The following is a 26191-nucleotide window of genomic DNA, read 5'->3' as shown; positions in this document are numbered from 1 at the left end:
GGGGGGGGGGGGGCCCCCCCCCCCCCCCCCCCCCCCCCCCCCCCGCTACTGCCCATCAAAGCTTGGGCATCTGCCCGATCCGCGCCACCATTTCGCTCACCACCTGCAAGTCCAGCATGAACTGCTCCACGGTCTTGAACTCGTTGTCGTTGTGCCCGGTGTATTTCACGTCCGGCATAGCCAGGCCGAACTGAACGCCGTTGGGCAGGTCGTGGACCGACGTCGCACCGGCGGACGTGCCGAATTCATGCTTCATACCCAGGTTCTCGGTGGCCACCGCGAGCAGGGCCTTGACCCATTCGCCTTCGGGGTTGCGGTACATCGGCTCGTCCAGGCTGTAATCGAACGCCACCGAGGTGTTGCTTTGCCGGGTCCATTTGCCCAGTTTTTCGGTCAGTTCGTCCTTGATCGTGGCGATCGGCTTGCCCTTGGGAATGCGCAGATTCACCGCCAGTTTCAAGCCTTTGTCATCCACCCCGACAAAAGTCAGCGAGGTGGTCAGCGGGCCCATGAACGGGTCCTTGAAGGCCACGCCGAGCTTGTTGCCCAGGTAGTCCAGGCCCCAGTTGTCGGCGGCGTAGCGGGCCGCGTCGGTAAAGTGGTTGTGCTTGAGCGACACCTGCTGGCCGAGGCCATTGATGAAGTCGAGCATTCGCGCCACCGGGTTGATGCCGGATTCGGGCTCCGAAGAGTGTGCGGAAACACCGGTCACGGTGAGCAAGACTTGCTTGCCGTCGACCTTGGCGTCGATGCTGAAGTCGCTTCCATGCTGCTTCACATATCTGGTGCCGGCTTGCTGCAGGTGCTTGGCCAGCTGTGCCGGGTTGTCAGAAATCAGCGTTGCAACCGAAGTTGTCGGGATCTGGTTGGTGGCCAGGCCGCCGGTCAGGTTGACGATCTCGGCACCCTTGCCGCTGGCTGGGCGCTTGGTGAAGCTGGCCATGACCGTGCCGTAGCCTTTCTCGGCTATCACTACGGGATAGCTGCCGTCGAGGGCCAGGTTGTAATCGGGCGTAGGGTTGCGCTCAAAGTAGTAGGGGATGGCATCACCGCTGGTTTCTTCGGTGGTGTCGATCAGCAGCTTGAACTGCCGGGCGAGCGGCAGGTTCTCGTCCTTGGCCACTTTCAGCGCGTACATCGCCACCACGATGCCGTTCTTGTCATCCTCGGTGCCGCGACCGTACATGCGGTCCCCGACCAGGGTGACCTTGAACGGGTCCAGGCGCGTACCGTCGGCCAGCTTCCAGTTGTCCGGGTTGACCGGCACGACGTCAGCGTGAGCATGAAGGCCGATCACTTCCTTCCCGCTGCCCAGCGAGATCTCGTACACCCGGTTGTCAATGTTGCGGAAGGCGAGGCCGAAGCTGTCGGCCAAGGCCTTGATCTTGTCGGCGATCTTGAGGAATTCAGGGTTTTCGTGCTGCGGCGTACCCTCGACGTTGAAGGTGGGGATGGCTACCAGCTCACGCAGGGTTTCGGTAGCGGCCTTGCCATACTTGATGCGGGTATACAGGCCGAGCAGGCGGTTGATTTCGTCTTGTTGCCCGGCGGCCAATGGCTTGTTGGCCAGGAAGGCGTCGACGGTTGCCACAAGGTTGTCGACCTTGCCCTGGTCGCTGCCTTTGAGCTTGCCGAGGAATTGCCTGAAGTCGCTTGGGTCGCTGCCGTCGAAGGCTTTGACGATGGCTGCGGACTGCTGCTGGGTGAGGTTGGCTTGGGCCGGCAGGGTGAACAGGCCGATGCTGGCCAGCAGCAGGGTGGTGGCGGTGAGTTTTTTCAACTGCATGGTTGTGCGCATTCCTTCGCCAATCATTGTTTAGGGTGACCCGTTCGGAAAACGGGAAGACGCCCACGCTAACACCAATGACCCGTGGTACGGGAGTACCAGAAAGGTGACATGTCGCACAAACGAAAAAGCCCCGGGCTCAGGCCCAGGGCTTTCTTGATATGGCGCACTCGGCGGGATTCGAACCCACGACCCCTGCCTTCGGAGGGCAGTACTCTATCCAGCTGAGCTACGAGTGCAACGCGCACGCATGATACCCATCTGTGTCGTTGACGTCCATCGCCTTGATCTGTGGCCCTTTTCCTCTTTTGGCATAGGCGGCTTTTGCGGGCCACCGGGCTGCGCAAAGTTGTCTATTCATATGCGATATCAATATTTCCCACACCCTTCTTATGCCGTCTATCCTCTGGTCACAACTTGTTATAACAAGTCATCGATCAGCGAAGAGACCCCATGGCCGAACTGCTCCCCCTTTCCCCGGTACCGCTCTATACCCAGCTCAAGGCACTGCTGCGCGAGCGCATCCTCGACGGTACTTATCCACCGCATAGCCGCATGCCCTCGGAAAGCGAACTGGGCAAGGCCTTCGACGTCAGCCGTATCACCGTGCGCCAGGCGCTGGGCGACCTGCAGAAGGAAGGGCTGATCTTCAAGATCCACGGCAAAGGCACGTTCGTCGCCAAGCCCAAGGCGTTCCAGAACGTCAGTACCTTGCAGGGCCTGGGCGAGTCGATGACGCAGATGGGCTACGAAGTGATCAACCGCCTGCGCAGCTTTCGCCATGTGCCGGCCAACGCATTGGTTGCCGCCCGGCTGCAGGTCGAGGAGGGTAGCTTGGTCACCGAGATCCGCCGGGTGCGCCTGATCAACCGCGAGCCGGTGTCGCTGGAGCTGACCTGGCTGCCCAAGGCCGTCGGCGAAAAACTGGAGAAGGCCGACCTGGTCACCCGCGACATCTTCCTGCTGCTGGAAAACGACTGCGGCATCGCCCTTGGCCACGCCGACCTGGCCATCGATGCGGTACTGGCCGACAGCGACCTGACCCAGGCCCTGGAGGTTGAAGAAGGCTCGCCGATCATGCGCATCGAGCGCCTGACCCATGCTGCCGACGGCACGCCGCTGGACTTCGAACACCTTTACTACCGCGGCGATGCCTTCCAGTACCGCCTGCGCATTGATCGTCAGAAAGGGGGCAAGGCATGAGCATCCAGACCCAGGACTACGACATCATCATCATCGGTGGCGGCACGGCCGGGCCGATGGCGGCGATCAAGGCCAAGGAGCAGGACAAAAGCCTGCGCGTGCTGCTGCTGGACAAGGCCAATGTCAAGCGCAGCGGTGCCATTAGTATGGGCATGGACGGCTTGAACAACGCCATCATCCCCGGCCACGCCACCCCCGAGCAGTACACCAAGGAAATCACCGTGGCCAATGACGGCATCGTCAACCAGGCCACCGTGCATGCCTACGCAACCCACAGCTTTGAAACCATCGAGCAACTCGACCGCTGGGGCGTGAAGTTCGAGAAGGACGAGACCGGCGATTACGCGGTGAAGAAGGTTCACCACATGGGCGCCTACGTGCTGCCCATGCCCGAAGGCCACGACATCAAGAAGGTGTTGTACCGCCAGCTCAAGCGTGCCCGGGTGGAGATCAGCAACCGTCTGGTCTGCACCCGTGTGCTGCTCGATGGCGAAGGCGCCGCCGCGGGTGTACTGGGCTTTGACTGCCGCAGCGGCGAGTTTCGGGTGGTGCGGGCCAAGGCGGTGATCCTTGCCTGCGGCGCCGCCGGGCGCCTGGGCCTGCCGTCTTCGGGCTATTTGATGGGCACTTACGAGAACCCGACCAACGCCGGTGACGGCTACGCCATGGCCTACCACGCAGGCGCCGAGCTGGCCAACCTCGAGTGCTTCCAGATCAACCCGCTGATCAAGGACTACAACGGCCCGGCCTGTGCCTACGTCACCGGCCCGCTGGGTGGGTACACTGCCAACAGCAAAGGCGAGCGCTTCATCGAGTGCGACTACTGGAGCGGCCAGATGATGTGGGAGTTCCACCAGGAGCTCGAAGGCGGCAATGGCCCGGTGTTCCTCAAACTGGACCACTTGGCCGAAGAGACCATCCAGAACATCGAAGAGATCCTGCACAGCAACGAGCGCCCCAGCCGTGGCCAGTTTCACGCCGGGCGTGGCACCGACTACCGCCAGCACATGGTCGAGATGCATATCTCAGAGATCGGTTTCTGCTCCGGTCATTCGGCGTCGGGCGTGTGGGTCAATGAAAAGGCCGAGACCAGCGTCAAAGGGCTGTATGCCGCGGGCGACATGGCTGCGGTGCCGCACAACTACATGCTCGGCGCCTTTACCTATGGCTGGTTTGCCGGTGTGAACGCCGCGCATTACGTGGCCGGGCGCGAACTCGCCGAGGTCGATGCCGAGCAGGTCGAACGCGAACGCGCGCGGGTGTTTGCCCCGCTGCAGCGTGAGCATGGCCTGCCGCCAGCCCAGGTCGAGTACAAGCTCAGGCGCATGGTCAACGACTACCTGCAGCCGCCGAAGGTGACCAAGAAGATGGAAATCGGCCTGGCGCGCTTTGCCGAGATCGAGCGTGATCTGGAGCAGATGAAGGCCAGCAACCCTCATGAGCTGATGCGTGCGATGGAAGTGTCGGTGATTCGCGATTGCGCCGAGATGGCGGCGCGGGCCTCGCTGTTCCGCGAGGAAAGCCGCTGGGGCCTGTACCACCACCGGGTGGACTTCCCTGAGCGCAACGATGGCGAGTGGTTCTGCCATTGCCACCTGAAAAAGGGCGAGAACGGTGAAATGACCAGCTTCAAGAAGGCCGTCGAACCCTACCTGATCGCCCTGGACGCCGATGAGCAGACCGCCTATGACCGGCTGCGAGTGAAGGCTGATGCAGCGTGAATGGGGCCATCAGCCTCTGCAAAAAACAGAACGAGGGCCACCGGCCCCAAGGACTCCGTGAAATGGCCTACCAGCCGCAAGAAATCTTCTTCCGCAGCAGTGCCCCGGTCACCGTCGACGAAGACAAATGCATCGCCGAAAAAGGCTGCACCGTGTGCGTCGAGGTCTGCCCCATGGACCTGCTGGCGATCAACCCGGCTACGCAAAAGGCCTACATGGCTTTCGACGAATGCTGGTACTGCATGCCCTGCGAGAAGGACTGCCCCACCGGTGCGGTGAAGGTCGACATTCCGTACCTGCTGCGCTGATTCATCCCGCCATCCGGCGAACCACCGGACGCCCTCCTGCTGTGCCCCTCGTTTCCCACCACCCAAGCCGGGCGGCGGAGACGAAGCCAACTCTTATAACGATTCGAGGGGAAACACCCATGCGCCTTGTTGCAACCGTGGCCGGCCTCGCGCTGGCGCTCACTGGCCTGAACGCCAGCGCCGAAACCATACGCATCGCCATCGGCACCCAGGACACCACCATCAACTGCGCCACCGGTGGCCTGCTGATCCGTGAGCTGGGCCTGCTGGACAAGTACCTGCCGCACGATGGCAAGTACAAGGACGCCACCTACCAGGTCGAGTGGAAGAACTTCACCAGTGGTGCGCCGCTCACCAACGAAATGGTCGCCGGCAAGCTCGACTTCGGCGCCATGGCCGACTTCCCGGGGTCATTCAACGGCGTTGCCCACCTGGATGCCGGCAAGCGCAGCCTGTTCATCAGTGTGCTGTCTGGCAGCGTGCATGGCAGCGGTAACGGCATCGTCGTGCCCGCCGCCTCCAGCGTGCAGTCGCTGGCGGAGCTCAAGGGCAAGACCATTTCCGTGCCGTTCGCCTCCACTGCCCACGGCATGCTGTTGCGCGCCGTCGCCGCTCAGGGCTGGGACCCGCAGAAGGATGTGCGGATCATCGCCCAGGCGCCGGAAATCGCCGGCTCCGCCCTACGCAGCAACCGCATCGAAGCCCACGCCGATTTCGTGCCGTTCGCCGAGTTATTCCCCAACCGTGGCTTCGCCCGCAAGATCTACGATGGCGCCCAGGCCAACGCACCGACCTTCCATGGTGCCCTGGTCGATGCCGAGTACGCGAAGAAGTACCCGGAAGTGGTCACCGCCTACCTGCGCGCCAGCCTTGAAGCCGACCGCCTGATCGCTGCGCAGCCTGAGAAGTACAGCGAGTTGATCGAGAAGGTCACGGGTATCGAAGCCGAGGTCAATTACCTGTTCCACGGCCCGCTTGGCCTGCAGACCCGCGACCTGACCTGGAAGCCTGAATACCGCCAGGCAGTGGCTACATCCATCGATACGCTCAAGCTGCTGAAAAAGACCGACCGTGGCCTGGACACCGGCAAGTTCATCGACGACCAGTACATCCGTGCCGCCTTCAAAGAGGCAGGCCTTGACTACGACAAGGCGCTGAAAGACTACGACGTGCTGCCACTCAAGGCCAATGACGCGCTGACCGGCCAACCGATCACCGACTTCAGCCGCCTGGCGCAGATCTGGGTGCGCGGTGAAGACAAGGTCCGCCACTACACTTCGCCGGAGGCCGCCCTTGGTGCCTTGGCCCAACTGGAGCAGGAGGGCAAGGACATCCGCGCCATCTACGCCCAGGCCGCCGACAGTGGCATCAAGTTGCTCGCCAACCAGGCCTGGTTCGTGCGCAACGGTAAAGGCGAACTGGCGGCATTCCTGCTCAAGGACCAGGCCGAGCAGTATGCCAAGGCCCATGGTGGCGAGGCCCTGGACTTCGTCAGCGCCAACCAGAAGCTGGTCGCCCAGCGCTGACCGGGAGGCACCGACATGACCCGCAACCTCAAGCGCTGGCCGGTGCGCCTGGCGTCGCTGCTGGCCTGCCTGCTGTTCTGGCAAGTGGCGGCAAACGTGAAACTGGACCTTGGTCTGCTGACGTTCACCTATGTGCCCACACCCAAGGCGGTGCTGGACGCTGCCTGGCAGTTGCTGACCTCCAGCACCCTGCTGGCGCACCTGGGCAGCAGCCTGGCGCGGGTATTCGCCGGTTATGCCACTGCGGCACTGGTTGGCGTGGCCCTGGGGTTGCTGATCGGCCGCTCGAAATGGGCTGAAGATACCCTGCTGCCGCCGCTGGAAGTGCTGCGGCCGATTCCGGCGGTGGCGTGGATCCCGCTGGCGATCCTGATGTTCCCGTCGTCGGAACTGTCGATGGTGTTCATCACCTTCACCGGCGCGTTGTTCCCCATCCTGCTCAACACCGTGCATGGCGTCGAGGCCGTCGACCCGCGCCTGGTGGCATCGGCGCGCAGCCTCGGTGCCGGGCGCTGGGCGATCCTGCGTGAGGTGGTATTGCCTGGGGCGTTGCCGAGCATCGTCACGGGCCTTGCCATCGGCATGGGTACGTCATGGTTCTGCCTGGTCACTGCCGAGATGATTTCCGGGCAGTTCGGCATCGGCTACTACACCTGGGAGTCCTACACCTTGCAAAACTACCCGGACATCATCGTCGGCATGCTGCTGATCGGCGTGCTGGGCATGGGCAGCAGCGTCCTGGTCAAGCGCCTGGGGGCGCTGGCCACGCCGTGGTACCGCACGCGGAGGGCCAGTTGATGAACCATTATCAACAGGCGCCGGGGCGTATCGATGGTCGCGGCCTGTCGATTCGCCTGGGGCACGGCAGCGAAGCGTTCGAGGCGGTGCAGCGGCTGGACTTTGCCGTGGAGCCGGGCGAGTTCGTCTGCATCCTCGGCCCCTCTGGTTGTGGCAAGTCGACGTTGCTCGGCGCCCTGGCCGGCCACCTGGTGCCCAGCAGCGGCCAGCTGAATGTGGACGGCCAGCCCGTTGCCGGGCCGTCACCGCAGCGTGGCATGGTGTTCCAGCACCACACCTTGCTGCCCTGGCGTAGCGTGCTCGACAACGTGGCCTTCGGCCTGAAGATGCAGGGCCTGGAGCGCACCGAACGTCACCTGCAGGCTCGCGAAATGCTGCAACTGGTGGGGCTGGCCGACTTTGCCGGGCGCTGGCCCAACCAGCTGTCCGGCGGTATGCAGCAGCGGGCCGAAATTGCCAGGGTGCTGATCAACCGCCCACGGCTCTTGCTGATGGACGAACCTTTCGGCGCGCTGGATGCGCAAACCCGCGCCCGTATGCAGGAGCTGTTGCTCGATATCTGGGCCAGTATCCGCACCACCGTGCTGTTCGTCACCCACGATATCGACGAAGCGCTGTTCCTCGCCGACCGCATACTGGTGATGAGCCCGCGCCCCGGTCGCTTCATCGAAGACCTGCGCTTGGACTTTGCGCGCCCACGCCGCGCCAGCCTGCTGACCAGCCCTGAATTTACTCACCTCAAGCGTCACTGCCTGGCGTTGCTGCGCCACGAAGAAGGCCGCGAACTGCCGCGCCTGACTCCGCTGGGCCTGCCGGACACTGACCACCCACCGCTACGGATCGCGCTATGACTGACCGAACGACCGACAACCCCGACATTCTTGCCCTGTTGCCTCGCCTTGATGCCAGCGACGCTGGCGTGCGCCGCATCGCCCTGATCGAGCTGGCCGACCTGGAAGACGCGGATGGCTTGCCTTGGCTCACCGATGCCCTGCTGGCGGACGCCGCCGACGAGGTGCGTGCCGAGGCCGCGCGCCTGCTTGAGGCCTGGGAAGAACCCGAAGTTGTGCAAGCCCTGTGCGCTGCGCTGGCCGATGCCGCCGAGCCTGTACGTCTGGCCGCTGCACAGAGCCTCAGCGAACTTAAAAGCCTTGAAGCCGGCCAGCTGATCCTGCCATGGGTCAAGCACGCCGATGCCTTCGTCCGCGCCAGCGCCCTGCGTGCCTTGCGCGAGCTGCGCCTGGAGGATGCTGCCGACCCTGCGCTGCGGGCGCTGGCCGATGACGACGCCGCCGTACGGCGTGAGGCAGTGGGCATTCTCGGCTGGCTCAAGCACCAGCCGGCGTTGCTGGCGCTGGCAGCGCTAGCCGAGACCGAGCCGGACACAGAGGTGCGCCGCGCGGCCATCGGCGCGTTGGGCCTTGCCCGGGACAGCTCGGTGTTGCCTGCGTTGGTGGCGGCATTGACTGACCAGGCTTGGCAGGTGCGCGAGGAAGCCGCCACCACGTTAGGCAAAGTCGGCCAGGACCAAGCAGGCCCGGCGCTGGTGGATGCCCTTGCCGATGACTTCTGGCAGGTACGCCTGCGGGCAGCGCGCTCACTGGGTCGGCTGCGCTATGCCGCTGCACTGGATGCGCTTGGCGGCTTGCTTGGCCATGGCATCGCCAACCTGCGCAAGGAGGCGGCGCTGGCGCTGGGCGAGCTGGGCCAGGCGCGTGCTTTGTCGGTGCTGCAGGCCGCCGAGGCCGACAACGACCCCGAGGTGCGCAAGGCTGTGCGGATTGCCTTGGCGCAACTGCGCGGGGCTGCCTGATGAACGCCCCGCAAGCCATTCGCAATTTGCGCGGGGCAGGGCAACTGCTGCTGCAATGGGAAGACGGCGAGCACAGCCTCAGCCATACCCGTTTGCGGGGGGCTTGCCCTTGCTCACAATGCCGTGCGGCGCGCCTGTCCGGGGGGATCAGCCTGGTGCGCGACGATGTGCGCGTGGTGCAAATCGAGTCGCAAGGGTATGGCGTACAACTGGTGTTCAGCGATGGGCATGAGCGCGGGATCTACCCTTGGGCTTACTTGCGTGACCTGGTCAACAAGTGAAGCTGATCCCTTCAGTTGCCGGAAGGTGTGCAGAAGCAGGACGACCGCCTGGCCAACGAACTGGCCGAGGGTAACCTGCTCTTTGGCGACACCCCGGGTGTGGGTACAGGGCGCAACTGGGCAACGTGCCACCGATTACGACGCCGATGACAACAGCATCATCGTTTCAGCACGGAATCAGGGCGTGCTGAGCTGATCGACCTCGCCAAGGCGTTCTGAGTTATCCCCTCCGTGAGGGCCGTCGGTCCCCCCTTCACATTTCTTTCAGTTCATTCGTCTAACCTGTACTGGCCCTATCGCCGGCAAGCCAGCTCCCACAAGACAAAAAAGTGAAATTTCCGCCAGGGTGTTCAACCTTTTGTTCTTTTTTTCGAACAGCCTATTGTCCAACACCCCAGCAGCCGCTTAGCATTCGTTTGAGATTTCAAACGCTCGATGCCCTGCCTTGGGCGCTTTTCTACAATCAACAATTCGGGAAGCCGACATGCAGCTCAAAGACGCTCAGTTGTTCCGCCAGCAAGCCTATATCAATGGTGAGTGGCTGGATGCGGACAACGGCCAGACCATCAAGGTGACCAACCCGGCCACCGGCGAAGTCATCGGTACCGTGCCGAAGATGGGCACCGCGGAAACGCGCCGTGCCATCGAAGCCGCCGACAAGGCCCTGCCGGCCTGGCGTGCCCTGACGGCGAAAGAGCGCTCGGCCAAGCTGCGTCGCTGGTTCGAACTGATGATCGAGAACCAGGACGACCTGGCTCGCCTGATGACCACCGAACAGGGCAAGCCGCTGGCCGAAGCCAAGGGCGAAATCGCCTACGCTGCCTCGTTCATCGAGTGGTTCGCCGAAGAAGCCAAGCGCATCTACGGTGACACCATCCCGGGCCACCAGCCAGACAAGCGCCTGATTGTCATCAAGCAGCCAATCGGCGTTACCGCGGCCATCACCCCGTGGAACTTCCCGGCCGCCATGATCACCCGTAAAGCGGGCCCGGCCCTGGCCGCTGGCTGCACCATGGTCCTCAAGCCGGCTTCGCAAACCCCATACTCCGCTCTGGCCCTCGTCGAGCTGGCCCACCGTGCCGGCATCCCGGCTGGCGTGCTCAGTGTGGTAACCGGCAGCGCCGGCGAAGTTGGCGGCGAGCTGACCGGCAACTCCCTGGTACGCAAGCTGTCCTTCACCGGCTCGACCGAAATCGGTCGCCAGCTGATGGAAGAATGCGCCAAGGACATCAAGAAGGTTTCCCTGGAGCTGGGTGGCAACGCCCCGTTCATCGTGTTTGACGACGCCGACCTGGACAAGGCGGTCGAGGGCGCGATCATCTCCAAGTACCGTAACAATGGCCAGACCTGCGTCTGCGCCAACCGTATCTACGTGCAGGACGGCGTCTACGACGCGTTCGCCCAGAAGCTGGCCGCTGCAGTTGCCAAACTGAAGATCGGTAACGGCCTGGAAGAAGGCACCACCACTGGCCCGCTGATCGACGGCAAGGCTGTCGCCAAGGTCCAGGAGCACATTGAGGACGCCGTCAGTAAAGGCGCCAAAGTGCTGTCCGGTGGCAAGCTGATCGAAGGCAACTTCTTCGAGCCGACCATCCTGGTTGACGTACCGAAGTCCGCTGCTGTCGCCAAGGAAGAGACGTTCGGCCCACTGGCGCCGCTGTTCCGCTTCACAGACGAAGCCGAAGTCATCGCCATGTCCAACGACACCGAGTTCGGCCTGGCCTCGTACTTCTACGCCCGTGACATGAGCCGAGTGTTCCGTGTCGCCGAAGCCCTGGAGTACGGCATGGTGGGTATCAACACCGGCCTGATCTCCAACGAAGTGGCGCCGTTCGGTGGTATCAAGGCTTCGGGCCTGGGCCGCGAAGGTTCCAAGTACGGTATCGAGGACTACCTCGAAATCAAATACCTGTGCATCAGCGTCTGATAGCACGGTAAAGGCTTTACCTCTGCCAGCGGGGCGCGAGAGCGACGTCTCGCTGGCCTTTTTTACATTGCAGTACCTGGTGGCCAGGGCGTTCACGACAGTCGATCAACGAATACTGTTCGCGAGCACTCCCAGCCGCCCCCGAATAAAAGCGCCATTCCTGTCGGCGCAATGAGGGCATTATGAGCAAAACCAACGAATCCTTGATGCAACGTCGTGTAGCTGCCGTCCCACGTGGCGTCGGCCAGATCCACCCGATCTTCGTCGACACCGCGAAGAACTCGACCGTGATCGACGTTGAAGGCCGCGAACTGATCGACTTCGCCGGCGGCATCGCAGTACTGAACACCGGCCACCTGCACCCGAAAGTGGTTGCAGCCGTGCAAGAGCAGCTGACCAAGGTCAGCCACACCTGCTTCCAGGTGCTGGCTTACGAGCCCTACGTAGAGCTGTGCGAAAAGATCAACAAGCTGGTTCCAGGCGACTTCGACAAGAAGACCCTGCTGGTCACCACCGGCTCCGAAGCCGTTGAGAACGCCGTCAAGATCGCCCGTGCTGCCACTGGCCGCGCTGGCGTCATCGCCTTCACCGGCGGTTATCACGGCCGTACCATGATGACCCTGGGCCTGACCGGCAAGGTCGTGCCGTACTCCGCTGGCATGGGCCTGATGCCAGGCGGCATCTTCCGCGCCCTGTTCCCGAGCGAACTGCACGGTATCAGCGTTGACGACGCCATCGCCTCGGTCGAGCGCATCTTCAAGAACGATGCCGAGCCGCGCGACATCGCTGCAATCATCCTCGAGCCAGTACAAGGCGAAGGCGGCTTCCTGCCAGCGCCGAAAGAGCTGATGAAGCGCCTGCGCGCCCTGTGCGACCAGCACGGCATTCTGTTGATCGCCGACGAAGTACAAACTGGCGCTGGCCGTACCGGCACCTTCTTCGCCATGGAGCAGATGGGCGTTGCGCCTGACCTGACCACCTTCGCCAAATCCATCGCTGGCGGCTTCCCGCTGGCCGGTGTGTGCGGCAAGGCCGAATACATGGACGCCATTGCTCCTGGCGGCCTGGGCGGTACCTACGCAGGTTCGCCGATCGCTTGCGCCGCGGCCCTGGCCGTGATCGAAGTGTTCGAAGAAGAAAAACTGCTGGACCGCAGCAAGGCTGTGGGTGAGCGCCTGACCGCCGGCCTGCGCGAAATCCAGAAGAAGTACCCGATCATCGGCGATGTCCGTGGTCTGGGCTCGATGATTGCCGTCGAAGTCTTCGAGAAAGGCACTCACACCCCGAACGCCGCTGCTGTTGGCCAGGTTGTCGCCAAGGCTCGCGAAAAGGGTCTGATCCTGCTGTCTTGCGGCACCTACGGCAACGTCCTGCGTATCCTGGTTCCGCTGACCGCCGAAGACGCGCTGCTGGACAAGGGCCTGGCCATCATCGAAGAGTGCTTCGCTGAAATCGCCTGATGTGACGCGCTTCAGAAAAAACCCGCCTAGGCGGGTTTTTTTTATGCCTAGATAAGCCCTGGGGCGCTATGGTTATCGGAGGACTGGCTTTGGAAGCTGCGACGGACTGTGTGTCAGGTATTCAGGAGTAGTTGGCGATGAGCGCTGCAGCCCCCACCCCACCTAGCGTACTGATTGTCGAAGGCGATCCTTGGGTACGGGACATGCTCAGCGAGATGCTGCTCAGCGTGCGCTGTGATGCCCGCCTGCAGGTATGCGCCGACGGCTCGCAGGCGCTCAGTGCCTTGTCCAGCAAGCCGGACCTGATCATCGCTGCCCGCGAGCTGGCCGGTGTCGACGGCCTCGACCTGCTGCGCAAGGTGCGCGCCAAGGGGCCAGGGGTGCCGTTCATTCTCATGAGTAACCGCAATGACAGCGCCAGTGTGCGCGAAGCGCTGCCCTTGCACCCCACGGCTTACCTGAGCAAGCCGCTGAACCTGGAGAATCTGCGCAAACGCCTGCAAGAGTTGCTGTTGGCCGTTGGCGAGGAGATTGCCTGCCCGGCACCGGCGTTGCAGGCGGGGGCCAGCCTGCCTGCCTATCTTGAGCAGCGCCGCGCTACCGCCGATGGCGGCCCGCTGCTGGCGGATGTACAGGTAGCGATCAATCGAGCGCTAAACCCCCAGGGCCTGAACCTCAGGGTGCTTGAAGAGGAGGTGCGCAACGACCCGCAAGTCACGGCGGTGCTGATCGCTGCCGCCAACAGTGCCGCATTGCACCGTGAAGCCCCGGTGCAGACGTTGCTACAGGCCCTGAACAAGCTTGGCAGTACCCAAAGCATGAACCTGATTCTGGGCATGACCCTCAAGCGCAGCGCACGCCTCAGCGACCCACTGCTGGCAGAGCACGCGGCCCGTTACTGGGATCTGTCACTGCACACTGCCGAATATGGTCGCACCTTGGCGCGCATGCTCGAACTGGATGAGGGGCGTTGTTATTGCGCGGGCTTGCTGCATTGCCTGGGTGACCTGGCGGTGTTGCGCTGCCTGCAAGAGTGGCGGTTGGCCGGGGGGGATCTGGACGAGCACAATGTGCAGCAATCGCTGGAAGCGTTTGGTGCGGCGTTCGGCTCGGCGCTGCGTACGCGCTGGCGTTTGCCGCTGGCACTGCGCGAATTGATTGCCGCGATCTACCAGCTGGGCGGTGGCGTTTACTCGCGGGAGATCCTGGCCATGAACCTGGCTGGGCAGTTGTCGCGGCTGCCGGCTGGGCAGGGGCTGGAGAAGGTGGCCAGCGGCAAGACGGCGCGCCTGCTCAAGCTTGGCCTGCCGGAGCTGAGCCGGTTGCGCAAGGTGGAGAACCCGGATTTGAAGCCGCAGGAAGGACTATTGGAGGCTGGGGCCGAGGTTTCCAGCTGAGATTCGGAGGCCGCATTGCGGCCCTGCGCGGGTTTGCCGCCTGATCAGCCGCGGACTATCTGGTTCTTGCCCTGCCGCTTGGCCTGGTACATTGCCGCATCGGCCCGCGCATACAGGCTGTCCAGCGCCACATCCTCATCGGTCAGCTCGGTCAGCCCCTGGCTCACCGTCACCCCGTACGTCTGCTGGCCATGGTTGAAGCTCAAGTGCTGGATCTGCCGTTGCAAGCGCTCGGCAATCTGCTCCGCGATCTGGGCGGTACAGCCGGGAAACACTGCTGCAAATTCTTCGCCGCCAATGCGTCCGAACAGGTCGCCCCGGCGTAGCACGGCCTTGCCGCTGTCGGCGATGTGTTGCAGCACCTGGTCGCCCTCCTGGTGGCCGTAGTTGTCGTTGATGCGTTTGAAGTCGTCGATATCCAGCAGCAGGAAAGCCAGCGGTGTACCGTCCTCGCGGGCACTGTCGAAGGCTTGCTGAGCACATTCGAAAAAGTGCCTGCGGTTACTGCTCTGGGTCAGCACGTCGGTGGTGGCCAGGCGCTGCAGTTCACCTTCAAGCTGCTTCTTCTCGGTGATGTCTTCGGCGATACCGACAATGATTACCCGGTCGCTATCGTGCTGCTGGTTGATGTAGCACTTGTCGCTCAGCCAGCGCAGTTGCCCGTCGGCATTGAGGATGCGGTACTCGCGGTCTTCCACCGCGCCCTTGAGCAGCACCTGGGCCAGGCTACGTTCGGCGAACTCGAGGTCGTCGGGGTAGATGCTGTCACGCCATTCGTTGTAGTCAGCCAGCACGAGGCTGGCCGGGCGGCCGAAGATGCGCTCGTAGGCTGGGCTCACGTACAGCACCTGACGGGTTTCCCAGTCGAAGGCCCAGAGCACTGCGTTGACGCTTTCGAGCAATGAGCTGAACAGCTGATCGCGCTCACTCAGGCGGGCAACCTCACCTTGGGCGTGGAGTAACGCCAGTAAAGTCTGGGCGGCTTCGGGAGGAGGGGTGCCGGGGAAAACCGTTGGAATGTTCTTGGCCATGTGCACGGAGCAGGTCTCGACGTGAAAGCGTGCGGCCAGCATCCGGCGCGCCACGCAGGCGATATTCCGGATTCGAGTGGAGAGGTGGGGCGAAGTTCCGATCGGCACGCCCCGCTGTGGGGCGTGCCGATCAACGGCGGTCAGGCGCCGGTCGGGCGCAGCGAGTAAGTCTTGAGTTGGGCTGCGAAGTCGCGCAGTGCCTGGATGCCGCTGGTTTCGGCCTCGTGTACCCAGTCTTTCATGGCTGCCAGCATGTCGTGGCCGTTGGCACTGGTGCGCGCCCAGATCTGCTGCAGGGCCAGGCGCTTTTCGTAGATGGTTTTCAATGCCTGGCTGTGCGCGAGCATGGACTCGATGCGCACGTGGTGGCGGTCTTCCAGCAGGCTGGTTTCGCGCGAGAGTAGCCGTTTGGCGCGGCGGAAGCGGTGTCGCATCGAGGCGTCGACACGGGCCAGTTCCTGTTTCACCAGCGGGCCGATCACCAGCTTGCGGTACTGGGCCATGATCTGGAAGCGGTTGTTGAGGATGGCCATGGCGGTGTCCATGTCCAGGCTGGCCTTGCCGGCTACCCGGTGGGCGATGGGTGCCACGCGCTGCACCTTGGCCAGACGCAGCAGGCAGAACAGGCGGATCCACGCCCAGCCCATGTCGAACTCCCAGCGTTTGACCGAGAGCTTGGCCGAGTTGGGGTAGGTGTGGTGATTGTTGTGCAGTTCTTCACCGCCGATGATGATGCCCCAGGGCACCAGGTTGGTGGCGGCGTCGCGGCATTCGAAGTTGCGATAGCCAAGGGCATGGCCCAGGCCGTTGACCACACCGGCGGCCCAGAACGGAATCCACATCATCTGCACCGCCCATATGGTGATGCCCAGGGTGCCGAACAGCAGCAGGTCGATCACCGCCATCAATGCGATGCCGCCCAGTTTGTAACGTGAGTACAGGTTGCGCTCGATCCAGTCATCCGGGCAGTTCTTGCCATAGATGCGCAGGGTTTCGGGGTTGCGTGCTTCTTCACGGTACAGCTCGGCACCTTTGCGCAGCACTGTGCCCAGGCCCTTGTACACTGGGCTGTGCGGGTCGTCGGGGGTTTCGCACTTGGCGTGGTGCTTGCGGTGGACGGCGGTCCACTCACGGGTGTTCTGCGCCGTGGTCAGCCACAGCCAGAAGCGGAAGAAGTGCTTGAGCACGCCATTGAGCTCCAGGGCCCGGTGCGCGGAGTAGCGATGCAGGTAGACCGTGACGCTGACAATGGTCACGTGGGTCATCAACAGAGTGATGCCGACCAGTTGCCAGGCCGACAGGTCGAGCAGGCCGTTATACCACATAGGTGCAAATACCCTCGAAATGCGGGGGGAAGGGCTGATTATCCCTTGGCGGGGAAATAAAACCAGTCAACCGTTGAGATAGGAAGTCACGACATGTTTCAGCCTTTATAATGCCCACTCCTTTTTGACGGCCTTTCCCACCCGACATGTCTGTTTCCGTTCGCGACGCCTTGCGCATGGCTGCGCTGTATGTGGTGCTCTCGATCCTCTGGCTTGCGCTGGCGGAGGTGATGCTGCACAGCATGACTGATGACCCCTTGGCACAGACTGTGGGGCGGCAGATCAACGTGGTGGTCTGGGTGCTGCTCAGTGCCTTGCTGATCTACGTGTCGCGCGTGCGCCTGCTCAATTTCATCGGCCGTGGCGCGCGTTTGCGCTGTGAAGACCGTGAACGGCTGCGCATGGCTGCCGCGGTGTTCGACAGTACCCTCGAGGGTGTGCTGGTGACCGACCGCCAAGGGCTGATCGTGCACGTCAATCGTGCCTTCATGCGCATCACCGGCTACCAGCAGGATGAGGTCATCGGCCAGCGCCCGAGCAAGTTCAAGTCGGGTCATCATGGCCTGGCCTTCTACCAGCAGATTTTTGCCACCCTGGCCGAGAAGGGCGAGTGGAGCGGTGAAATCTGGAACCGGCGCAAAAGCGGGGAAATCTACCCGCAGTGGCAGACCATTTGCGCCATTCGCGATGACGAAGGTGAGCTCAGCCATTACGTGGCGGTGTTCAGTGACATCAGCGCCATCAAGCATTCGGAACAAGAACTTGCCTACCTCGCCCACCACGACCCGCTGACCGGCCTGCCCAACCGCCTGCTGTTTACCGACCGGGTGGAGCAGGCATTGGCGGCGGCGCAAGCCAACAAGCGTGGTTGCGCCCTCTTGCTGCTGGACCTGGATCATTTCCAGAGCATAAATGACGGCCTGGGCCATACCATTGGCGACCAGTTGCTGAAGCTGGTGGGCGAGCGTCTGGGTGAGGTGTTGGGTAACGGCATGACCCTGGCGCGTCTGGGCGGCGACGAATTCGGCGTGCTGGCCGAGAACTGCCAGCAGGTCGGCCAGGCGGGCAAGCTGGCGCAGTGCATCATCGAGCGCATGCGTGAGCCGTTTCAGTTCGAGGGCAATCGTCTGTTCATCAGCGCCAGTGTCGGAATCAGCCTGTTCCCCAGCGATGCCTTGAGTGCCGAGCAGTTGCTGCGCAATGCCGACTCGGCGTTGTACAAGGCCAAAAGCAACGGTCGGGCCTGTTATGCGCTGTACACCGAAGAGCTGACCGCCCACGCCCAGCACCGGGTCGAGACCGCCGCTGAATTGCGTCGAGCCCTGGAGCAGGATGAACTGCGGGTGTACTTCCAGCCGGTACACGACTTGGCGACCGGCCGGCAGGTCGGGGTCGAGACGTTGGTGCGCTGGCAGCACCCCAAGCGCGGCCTGGTGCCGCCGAGCGAGTTCATCCCGATTGCCGAACGCACCGGCCTGATTGCCGAGGTCGATACCTGGGTGCTGCAACAGGCCTGCCGGCAAATGGTGCATTGGCAGGCAGAAGGGCGGCAGCTGGCATTCGTGGGGGTGAACATCTCCAGTCGCCTGTTTGGCCAGCACGAGCTGTATCAGCAGGTAGCCCAAGTGCTGCACGACACCGGCCTGGCCCCGGCCTTGCTGGAGCTGGAAGTGACCGAAAGCGCGGTGATGGAAGATCCTGAGGTGGCGCTGGAGCAACTGCACCGCTTGCGCGAACTGGGGGTGACGCTGGCCATCGACGACTTTGGCACCGGGTATTCGTCACTGTTGCGGCTCAAGCGTTTGCCGGTGCAAAAGTTGAAAATCGACCAAGGGTTTGTGGCCGGGTTGCCGGTGGATGAGGACGACATCGCCATTGTGCGGGTGATCATCGCCTTGGCCCGTAGCATGGGTATGCAGGTGCATGCTGAGGGCATCGAGCAGGCGGAACAGGCCAGCTTCCTGTTGCAGGAGGAGTGCCAGTTGGGGCAGGGGTACTGGTTCGGGCGGCCGGTGCCGGCTGAGGATCTTCGCTGGGATTGAGACCGGGCTGCAAAGCAGCCCTCAGATTTCAACGCTTGTTCAAACCCTTCGCCAGGCGGTCCCCGCCCAGCTGGATCAACGCCACCAACGCTACCAGCATGGCGATCACGGTCAGCATGATCTGGCTGTCGAAACGCTGGTAGCCATACCGATAGGCGATATCCCCCAGCCCGCCGGCACCAATCGCCCCGGCCATCGCCGACGAGTTGATCAAGGTCACCAAGGTAATGGTGAAGCCCCCGACGATCCCCGGCAGCGCCTCGGGCAACAGTACATGCCAGACGATGTGCCAGCGCCGGCAGCCCATGGCCTGTGCGGCTTCCACCAGGCCATGGTCGACCTCACGCAGGCTGACCTCGGCAATTCGCGCAAAGAACGGTGTGGCGGCAATGGTCAGCGGCACCACTGCCGCCCACACACCGTAAGTGGTACCCACCACCAGGCGGGTGAAAGGAATCAACGCAACCATCAGGATCAGAAACGGAATCGAGCGGAACAGGTTGACGAAGGCGCCCAACACCCGGTTCAGCAGCCGCGCCTCGAAGATCCCGCCCTTGTCGCTGGTGACCAGCAGCACCGCCATTGGCACCCCCACCAGCAGGGCGATCAGTGACGAAACCCCAACCATCAGCAGCGTATCGAGTAAACCTTCCAGCAGGCGATCAAACCACATGGCCCAATACCTCCACGTCCTCGGCCCAACGGCGGGCACGTTCCAGCAATTGATGGGTGTCGTGTGGCGAGTGTTGCACCGAGAGGATGAGTTGCCCCAAGGCATGTTCGCCGATGGTTTCCACGCCGCCCTGCAGCAGACGCACACGCCCGCCCAGGTCGTTGAACAGGGCAGACAGCTCTGGCTCGCCGAGCACAGTCAGTTTCAGCACGACGGCGCTATTGCCGCTCGTCGGGCGGGCCTGGAGGCTGGCTTGCAGTGCGGCGGGTAGCTTGGCCTGCAAAGGGGCGAGCAGGGTGCGGGTAACCTCGTGACGCGGTGAACCAAACACCCGCCAGACTTCGCCCTGCTCGACCACTGCGCCGCGTTCCAGCACCACTACCCGGTGGCAGATGTCGCGAATCACCGCCATTTCGTGGGTAATCAGCACGATGGTCAGGCCCAGGCGCTGGTTGATATCGCGCAGCAGCTGCAGGATCGAGGCGGTGGTTTCCGGGTCCAGCGCCGAGGTGGCTTCGTCGCACAGCAGGATCTCGGGGGCGTGCACCAGTGCCCGGGCGATGCCCACGCGCTGTTTCTGCCCGCCGGACAGTTGCGCCGGGTACACGTGATGTTTCTCCTGCAGACCGACCAGTTCCAGCAACTCGCGCACCTTGCGCTGGCGTTCGGCCTTTGCCACGCCGGCAACTTTCAACGGCAATTCGACGTTCTGCCACACGGTCTTGGCCGACATCAGGTTGAAGTGCTGGAAGATCATGCCGATGCGCCGGCGCAGGGCCACAAGCTGGTCTTCATCGAAAGGCGCGATATCCACCTGGTCGATCAATACGCGGCCCTGGCTGGGTTGCTCCAGGCGGTTGATGATGCGCAGCAGTGATGACTTACCGGCGCCGCTGCGGCCTATGATGCCGAAGATCTCGCCATGGCGGATGTTCAGGTCGATGCCTTGCAAGGCCGGTTGCGCCTGGCCCGGGTAAGTCTTGCCCAAGCCGATGAAGCGCACATGGGCTTCATTGACCTCGGGGCGCAGGGCCTGCTCCCTGGCCATGGGCGGCAGTGCTTGGGGGGTGGGCGCCCTGAGCGCGCTGGCCTGGCTCATGTCAGCCCTCCCAGCCGGCTTGGTAGAGCTTGCCGTGAGCTTTGTTCAACGCAGCGCGCACTGCTGGCGAATGCTGGTAGATGTCGACGAACTTGGCCAGGCGTGGGTCGTCCTTGCTTTGCGGGCGAATGACGAACTGGATCACGTATTCCTTGTTTTCCAGCCCGTCGAACAGCAACGCCGAGGTGGCATCGAAGGTGTTGGCCAGGCGGATGTAGGCCGGGTAACCCTGCACCAGGTCGGCGTCATCGTAGGCGCGAACCAGTTGCACCGCCTCGACCTGAAGGATCTTCAGCTTTTTCGGATTGGCGAGGATGTCATCCTCGGTGGCCTTGTAGCCCACGCCGGGCTTCAGGGTGATCAACCCGGCCTTGGCCAGCAGCAGCAGGCCACGGCCGCTGTTGATCGGGTCGTTGGCGATGGCCACGCTGGCGCCTTCGGGCAGCTCGGCAAAACTTTTGTACTTTTTCGAGTACAGGCCAACGTTGTTGATGATGCCTGGGGCGTAAGGCACAAGGTTGAAGCCTGCAGCCGCCTTGGCGTTTTCCAGGAACGGGATGTGCTGGAAGTAGTTCACGTCGATGTCGCCGCTATTGAGGCTGACATTGGGCGCAATCCAGTCGCTGAACTCGATCAGCTTCACTTCCAGGCCTCGCTTGTGGGCTTCTTCCACCGCGGCTTCCAGCGGTATGGCAAAGGCTGAGGTGGTGCCGATCTTCAATGGCTCGGCAGCAAGGGCACCGGCGCACAGGCCGAGGGTGATGGCAATGGCCGCGACGGGCCGGAACAGTGTCTCAAGCATGGTGCAGGGCTCCAGTCGGGGCAGGGGTAAAGCGGTAAGCCGAGCCAGGGTGGTCGACGGGTAAGTGCGGGTGGTCGGTGTGGAACAGTTTTTCGCGCAGGGTGCCTTCGGTGTAGGCCGTCTTGTAGCGGCCACGCAGCTGAAGTTGCGGGATGACCAGCTCGACGAAGTCCTCGAAGCTTTCCGGGGTGACGGTGCGGGTCAGGTTGAAACCGTCCAGGCCGGTTTCATCGATCCACGCGATCAACTGCTCGGCCACCTGTTCAGGCGCGCCGACCAGGGTTACATAGCGGCCGCCCAGGGCGTGTTGCTGCAACAGGCGCCGACGGGTCCAGGCGTTGTCTTGCAACTGACGCGTGGCTGACTGGATGGCGTTGCCCTGGTGGAAGGCAATGGGTTCGTCCAGTTCATAGGCGGCGAAGTCGATGCCAGTGGACGCGGCGAAGTGCGCGACGCCCGCTTCGGCGCTGGCGTGGCGCAGGTACTCGGCATGTTTGGCCCGGGCCAGTTGCTCGGTGGCCGCAACGATCACCGTGATGCCCATGAACACCTTGACTGCCTGCGGGTTGCGGCCGGCGGCCTGGGCGGCCGCGCGAACCTTGTCGACCTGGGCGCGGGTGGCTGCCTTGTCCTGGCCGCTGATGAACACGCATTCGGCATGGTTACCGGCGAAGGCCAAGCCACGCTGCGAGCTGCCGGCCTGGAACAGCACCGGGGTGCGCTGCGGTGAGGGCTCGCACAGGTGGTAGCCTTCGACCTTGTAGAACTCGCCCTGGTGCTGAACCTTGCGCACCTTGTCGGGCGTGGCATAGACGCGACGCTCGCGGTCGGCGACCACTGCGTCATCGGCCCAGCTGCCTTCCAGCAGCTTGTACAGCACCTGCAGGTATTCATCGGCCTGGTCGTAGCGGCGATCATGCGCCGGTTGCTGCGCCAGGCCCATGGCCCGGGCGGCGCTGTCGAGGTAGCCGGTGACAATGTTCCAGCCCACCCGGCCTTTGCTCAGGTGGTCGAGTGTGGAAAGGCGCCGGGCGAACAGGTACGGCGCCTCGTAGGTGAGGTTGGCGGTAAGGCCGAAACCCAGGTGACGAGTGACCGCAGCCATGGCGGAGACCAGCAGCAGCGGGTCGTTGACTGGCAGCTGGATTGACTCCTTGAGGGTGACGTCCAGTGACTGGCCGTAGATGTCGTAGGTACCGACGATGTCGGCAATGAAAAGCCCGTCGAACAGGCCGCGCTCCAGCAGGCGTGCCAGGTTGGTCCAGTAGTCCAGGGTCTTGTACTGGGTCGAAGTGTCCCGTGGGTGGGTCCACAGACCGTGGTTGATGTGCCCGATGCAGTTCATGTTGAAGGCATTGAGCAGAATCTGCTTGGCCATCAGATGGTCCCCCGGCGTGGCGGGTTGGCATCGTTGAGGTAGTAGTTGCCGATGGCGTGGTACTTCCAGCGCACCGGGTCGTGCAGGGTGTGCACGCGAGCGTTGCGCCAGTGGCGGTCGAGGTTGTGTTCAGCCAATGTTGCCTGGCTGCCGCCCAGTTCGAACAGGGTGGTACCGGCAGTGAGGGAAATTTCGGTGCTGATGGCACGTGCTTCGGCCACGGCAATGGAGGCGGCGGCCACGTTGTCGGCAGTGCTGTCGTCGCGGGCGCGGTCGAGGTATTCGCCTGCGCGCTCCAGCAGGGCTTCGGCCGCATGCAGGCGGATTGCCAGTTGGCCGAAGCTTTTCAGCGTCAGCGGGTCATCCGTGGCCTTGTCCAGGCCGGAGTCGACCCACGGACGGCTGCGGGTGCGCACGAAGTGCAGGGCGTCTTCATAGGCGGCGCGGGCGATACCGGTGTCGATGGCGGCATGGAGGATCTGCGCCAGCGGGCCGACCGGTGTGGGGCGCTCGAAGGCGCTCTGGAACGGCACCACGTCGGCTGCGCTGACGTACACGTTATCGAACACCACCGAACCGCTGCCCGTGGTGCGCTGGCCGAAGCCGCTCCAGTCGTCGATCACCTGCAGCCCCTGGCTGTCGGCCGGGACGAAGGCCAACTGTTGTATGCCTTGTTCATCCACGACCGAGGTTGGAATGCGCTGGGCATAGATGGCGCCTGTGGAGTAGAACTTGCGCCCGTTGATGCGGAAACCGTCTCCGTCACGGCTCAGGCGAGTGGTGCGCTCGTGGGCGGTCTTGGTGCCCAGCTCGGCCAGTGCATTACCGAAACGGCGGCCGGCCAGTACCTCGGCGTACAGGCGCTGTTGCTGTTCGGGGCTGCCGTTTACCCGCAGCACTTCCAGGCCGTAGAAATGATTCTGCGGAATCTGCCCGAGCGAACCGTCGGCCTGCGCGATACGGGCGATGACCTTGGCCAGGGTGACGTTGGACACGCCGGCACCGCCGAAGGCTTTGGGCACGCTGATGGCCCATAGGCCGGAGCGGGTGAACAGTTCGAGTTCGGCGAGCGGCAGGCGGCGCTCGCGGTCGCGCAGGGCGCTGTCGCGGCGCAGTTGCTGGGCGATGTCTTCGGCGACGGCCAGGGCTTGGGCGTCGCTGGTGATGATATTTGTAGTCATGTTGTTCTCCGGGGCCATTGGGGCCGCTTTGCGGCCCATCGCGACACAAGGCCGCTCCCACAGGAAACTGCGCTCTACTTGTGGGAGCGGCCTTGTGTCGCGATGGGCTGCAAAGCAGCCCCCAGGGCCCGCAAATCAGATCCAGGAATGCCGCGCAGGCAGGGTGCCGTTAAGGTGGTAAGCGCCCACCGCGTGGTACTTCCAGCGCACCGGGTCGTGCAGGGTGTGCACCCGTGCATTGCGCCAGTGGCGGTCGAGGTTGAACTCGGCAAGGGTGGCGCGGCTGCCGGCCAGCTCGAACAGCTTTTCGCTGGCCTGCAGGGCAATTTCGGTAGTCAGCACCTTGGCCTCGGCCACTGCAATCGAGGCACGTGCCGCGCTGGCCGCGTCGATAGGCGCAACATTGACCTCGTCGAGTACCCGAGCAGCTTTGCGCAGCAGCGCTTCGGCGGCGTGCAGCTCGAGTTTCAGGCGGCCGATGTCGGCAATGACATAAGGGTCATCACTGGCACGGTCGACGTTGGCTTCAATCCACGGCCGGGACTTTTCGCGCACGAACGTGATCGCATCATCGATAGCTGCCTCGGCGATGCCGGCGTCGATCGCCGCCTGGATCAGCTGCGAAGCTGCGCCCTGAATGTTGGGGACATCGCGCTGGCGCCAGTTGTCGATGACCAGTTCCGCGTCTACCGGCACCTGGTCCAGCAGCACGGTACCGCTGGCGGTGGTGCGCTGGCCGAACCCGGACCAGTCATCGACAATGCGCAACCCCGGGCTGCCCCGGCGCACAAATGCCAGGCGCTGGCGGCCTTCGTCGTCGAGGGCTTTTACCGCCACCCAATGGGCGAACAAGGCACCGGTGGAGTAGAACTTTTCGCCACTTATGCGGTAACTGTCGCCGGCGCGCGTGATTCGGGCCTTGAGGGTGAGGGTGTCCTTGGTGCCACGCTCAGGCCCGGCATTGCCGATGCGCCAGCCGTCGAGCACGCTGCGGAAGATCAGCGCTTGCTGCGCCTCGCTGGCCGTCAGGCGCAGCAGTTGCAGCATGCCGAACTGGTTCTGCGGGATCTGCCCCAGGGCGGGGTCGGCGGCGCTGATCAGGCGGAACACTTCGGCGACGGTTGCGAACGACACGTCGGGGCCGCCGTAGGCCTTGGGTACGCTGATGCTGCCCAGACCGCTGCGGGTAAACAGTTCGATTTCGGCCCAGGGCAGTTTGCGTTGCTGGTCGCGCCGGGCAGCTTGCTCACGGGCGACCTCGGCCAGTTCGCGGGCCGCTTGCAGGGCTTCGGCATCGTTGCGCAGTACCTTGGCTGGCAGCAGCGGGGGCGAGCTGTCGAGATCGCTATGGAATTGGGTATTGGCTTGGCTGGGCATCAGTGCCGCTCCTTGGCTGCACTCAATGCCCTGGCGTTACGCACTGGGGTGATTGTGATCCTGACCATTCCTGACCTCACAAAATAGTTATGTCGCTACAGCTGATCGCGACAGATGTGTGCTGGTCCGGTGGTCCGGTTTATATACCCTAATGACTTATAAAAACTTTATGAACTAACTTTTTGGAATATTTATAGAAGGGAGGGATTTGTACAGGCGTGCCGGCTTCTTCGCGGGTAGACCCGCTCCTACGCACATGCCTCAAGTAGGAGCGGGTTTACCCGCGAAAGGGCCGGAACAGGTTTACTCGGAGGCAGCAGTCCCGAGGAACTTGCGCAGAAACTGCCGGGTACGCTCTTCCTTCGGCGCCGCAAACAGGGCCTTGGCCTCACCCTGCTCCACGATCACGCCCTTGTCGAAGAAGATCACCCGGTTCGCCACGTCCCGGGCAAAGCTCATCTCGTGGGTGACGATGATCATGGTGCGTTTTTCCTCGGCCAGGCCGCGGATGGTCGCCAATACTTCACCGACCAGCTCCGGGTCCAGCGCCGAGGTCGGTTCGTCGAACAGGATCACCTCTGGTTCCATGGCCAGGGCACGGGCGATGGCCACGCGTTGCTGCTGGCCGCCGGACAGGCGCCGTGGGTAGGCGTCTTCCTTGCCCGCCAGGCCTACTTTGGCCAGCAGACGCCGGCCAAGCTCGATGGCCTGTTCACGAGGCGTCTTCTTGACGATCACCGGCCCCTCGATCACGTTCTCCAGAGCGGTGCGGTGGGGGAACAGGTTGAAGTTCTGGAACACGAACCCGGCTTGCTGGCGCAAACGGCGAATCGCACTCTGCTGACCGCCCAAAGGGCGGTTGGCATCGATGCTGATGGCGCCGATCTGGATCTGCCCGGCATCGGGCGTTTCCAGCAGGTTAAGGCAGCGCAGGAAGGTGGTTTTGCCCGAGCCACTGGGGCCGATGATGGCCACCACTTCACCGGGCAGCACGGTCAGGTCGATACCGTTGAGCACGGTCTGGCCCTTGAACTGCTTGGTCAGGCCTTTGACTTCAATCATG

Annotated in this window: 22 protein-coding genes, 1 tRNA gene and 1 pseudogene; 13 read left to right on the top strand and 11 right to left on the bottom strand. The window is 63.2% G+C overall.

Translation table 11 applies throughout. The annotated features are described in order from the left end of the window. Positions 1-55: 55 nt before the first annotated feature. Both LVS58_RS15810 and LVS58_RS15805 read right to left on the bottom strand, forming a co-directional pair. Positions 56-1786 carry a dipeptidase gene (locus LVS58_RS15810; protein WP_233691849.1) on the bottom strand — a complete coding sequence of 577 codons (1731 nt, stop codon included), beginning with the start codon at positions 1784-1786 and terminating at the stop codon, positions 56-58. A 162-nt stretch (positions 1787-1948) separates the two neighbouring features. Further along, positions 1949-2025, bottom strand: a tRNA-Arg gene (locus LVS58_RS15805). A gap of 214 nt (positions 2026-2239) precedes the next feature. Here LVS58_RS15805 and LVS58_RS15800 point away from each other — a divergent pair. The 12 genes and pseudogenes from LVS58_RS15800 to LVS58_RS15750 all read left to right on the top strand — a co-directional run bounded on the left by LVS58_RS15800 (position 2240) and on the right by LVS58_RS15750 (position 14220). Further along, positions 2240-2989 (top strand): GntR family transcriptional regulator, encoded by a 750-nt coding sequence (locus LVS58_RS15800; protein ID WP_233691848.1) that lies wholly within the window; start codon positions 2240-2242, stop codon positions 2987-2989. Continuing rightward, positions 2986-4710, top strand: a complete 1725-nt coding sequence (locus LVS58_RS15795) for a fumarate reductase/succinate dehydrogenase flavoprotein subunit (RefSeq protein WP_233691847.1) — start codon at positions 2986-2988, stop codon at positions 4708-4710. The genes LVS58_RS15800 and LVS58_RS15795 overlap by 4 nt, the downstream gene beginning before the upstream one ends. 62 nt (positions 4711-4772) lie before the next feature. Further along, positions 4773-5018, top strand: coding sequence for a 4Fe-4S dicluster domain-containing protein (locus LVS58_RS15790; protein ID WP_079230394.1), 246 nt, complete (start codon positions 4773-4775; stop codon positions 5016-5018). A gap of 119 nt (positions 5019-5137) precedes the next feature. Further along, positions 5138-6544, top strand: coding sequence for an ABC transporter substrate-binding protein (locus LVS58_RS15785; protein ID WP_233691846.1), 1407 nt, complete (start codon positions 5138-5140; stop codon positions 6542-6544). Between the two features lie 15 nt (positions 6545-6559). Next, a complete protein-coding gene (locus LVS58_RS15780) occupies positions 6560-7342 on the top strand; it encodes an ABC transporter permease (protein WP_233691845.1) in 783 nt (260 codons plus the stop codon). Continuing rightward, positions 7342-8193 carry an ABC transporter ATP-binding protein gene (locus tag LVS58_RS15775; protein WP_233691844.1) on the top strand — a complete coding sequence of 284 codons (852 nt, stop codon included), beginning with the start codon at positions 7342-7344 and terminating at the stop codon, positions 8191-8193. The genes LVS58_RS15780 and LVS58_RS15775 overlap by 1 nt, the downstream gene beginning before the upstream one ends. Next, positions 8190-9155: a HEAT repeat domain-containing protein gene (locus LVS58_RS15770; protein WP_233691843.1), complete on the top strand. Its 966-nt coding sequence runs from the start codon at positions 8190-8192 to the stop codon at positions 9153-9155. Before LVS58_RS15775 ends, LVS58_RS15770 begins: the two co-directional genes overlap by 4 nt. Beyond that, on the top strand, positions 9155-9436 hold the full coding sequence (locus LVS58_RS15765) for a DUF971 domain-containing protein (protein WP_233691842.1): 282 nt from the start codon (positions 9155-9157) through the stop codon (positions 9434-9436). The genes LVS58_RS15770 and LVS58_RS15765 overlap by 1 nt, the downstream gene beginning before the upstream one ends. Positions 9437-9442: 6 nt before the next feature. Continuing rightward, positions 9443-9623: pseudogene (locus tag LVS58_RS25130) on the top strand (aryl-sulfate sulfotransferase); the annotation flags it as partial. A gap of 297 nt (positions 9624-9920) precedes the next feature. Next, complete coding sequence (gene gabD, locus LVS58_RS15760) at positions 9921-11363, top strand: NADP-dependent succinate-semialdehyde dehydrogenase (protein WP_233691841.1); 1443 nt, start codon at positions 9921-9923, stop codon at positions 11361-11363. A 182-nt stretch (positions 11364-11545) separates the two neighbouring features. Next, on the top strand, positions 11546-12823 hold the full coding sequence (gabT, locus tag LVS58_RS15755; protein WP_003255866.1) for a 4-aminobutyrate--2-oxoglutarate transaminase: 1278 nt from the start codon (positions 11546-11548) through the stop codon (positions 12821-12823). 137 nt (positions 12824-12960) lie between these two features. Continuing rightward, complete coding sequence (locus LVS58_RS15750) at positions 12961-14220, top strand: response regulator (protein WP_233691840.1); 1260 nt, start codon at positions 12961-12963, stop codon at positions 14218-14220. Between the two features lie 44 nt (positions 14221-14264). On the opposite strand, the gene LVS58_RS15745 is transcribed toward LVS58_RS15750, so the two are convergent. Beyond that, the gene (locus LVS58_RS15745; RefSeq protein WP_233691856.1) at positions 14265-15293 is read right to left on the bottom strand and encodes a GGDEF domain-containing protein; all 1029 of its coding nucleotides are present in this window, start codon (positions 15291-15293) and stop codon (positions 14265-14267) included. Positions 15294-15391: 98 nt separating this feature from the next. Then, positions 15392-16576, bottom strand: a complete 1185-nt coding sequence (desA, locus tag LVS58_RS15740; RefSeq protein WP_233691839.1) for a delta-9 fatty acid desaturase DesA — start codon at positions 16574-16576, stop codon at positions 15392-15394. 146 nt (positions 16577-16722) lie between these two features. Between desA and dibA the strand changes: the two genes are divergently transcribed. Then, positions 16723-18618, top strand: a complete 1896-nt coding sequence (gene dibA, locus LVS58_RS15735) for a phosphodiesterase DibA (protein ID WP_233691838.1) — start codon at positions 16723-16725, stop codon at positions 18616-18618. Between the two features lie 28 nt (positions 18619-18646). Here the strand turns inward: dibA and LVS58_RS15730 are convergent, their stop codons facing one another. The 7 genes from LVS58_RS15730 to tcyN form a co-directional block, all read right to left on the bottom strand. Further along, positions 18647-19291, bottom strand: a complete 645-nt coding sequence (locus LVS58_RS15730) for a methionine ABC transporter permease (protein ID WP_003255861.1) — start codon at positions 19289-19291, stop codon at positions 18647-18649. After that, positions 19281-20390, bottom strand: a complete 1110-nt coding sequence (locus tag LVS58_RS15725; RefSeq protein WP_233691837.1) for a methionine ABC transporter ATP-binding protein — start codon at positions 20388-20390, stop codon at positions 19281-19283. Before LVS58_RS15725 ends, LVS58_RS15730 begins: the two co-directional genes overlap by 11 nt. A 1-nt stretch (position 20391) precedes the next feature. Continuing rightward, on the bottom strand, positions 20392-21192 hold the full coding sequence (locus tag LVS58_RS15720) for a MetQ/NlpA family ABC transporter substrate-binding protein (RefSeq protein ID WP_233691836.1): 801 nt from the start codon (positions 21190-21192) through the stop codon (positions 20392-20394). Then, positions 21185-22570, bottom strand: coding sequence for an LLM class flavin-dependent oxidoreductase (locus LVS58_RS15715; protein ID WP_233691835.1), 1386 nt, complete (start codon positions 22568-22570; stop codon positions 21185-21187). The genes LVS58_RS15720 and LVS58_RS15715 overlap by 8 nt, the downstream gene beginning before the upstream one ends. After that, positions 22570-23751, bottom strand: a complete 1182-nt coding sequence (locus LVS58_RS15710; protein ID WP_233691834.1) for an SfnB family sulfur acquisition oxidoreductase — start codon at positions 23749-23751, stop codon at positions 22570-22572. Before LVS58_RS15710 ends, LVS58_RS15715 begins: the two co-directional genes overlap by 1 nt. Positions 23752-23886: 135 nt before the next feature. Further along, positions 23887-25128, bottom strand: coding sequence for an SfnB family sulfur acquisition oxidoreductase (locus LVS58_RS15705; protein WP_233691833.1), 1242 nt, complete (start codon positions 25126-25128; stop codon positions 23887-23889). Positions 25129-25431: 303 nt separating this feature from the next. Then, positions 25432-26190 carry an L-cystine ABC transporter ATP-binding protein TcyN gene (tcyN, locus tag LVS58_RS15700; protein WP_233691832.1) on the bottom strand — a complete coding sequence of 253 codons (759 nt, stop codon included), beginning with the start codon at positions 26188-26190 and terminating at the stop codon, positions 25432-25434. Position 26191: the final 1 nt, after the last annotated feature.

Source organism: Pseudomonas sp. JR33AA (assembly GCF_021378985.1).
GTDB classification, from domain to species: domain Bacteria; phylum Pseudomonadota; class Gammaproteobacteria; order Pseudomonadales; family Pseudomonadaceae; genus Aquipseudomonas; species Aquipseudomonas alloputida.
This window is presented reverse-complemented; position numbering and strand designations above follow the sequence as displayed.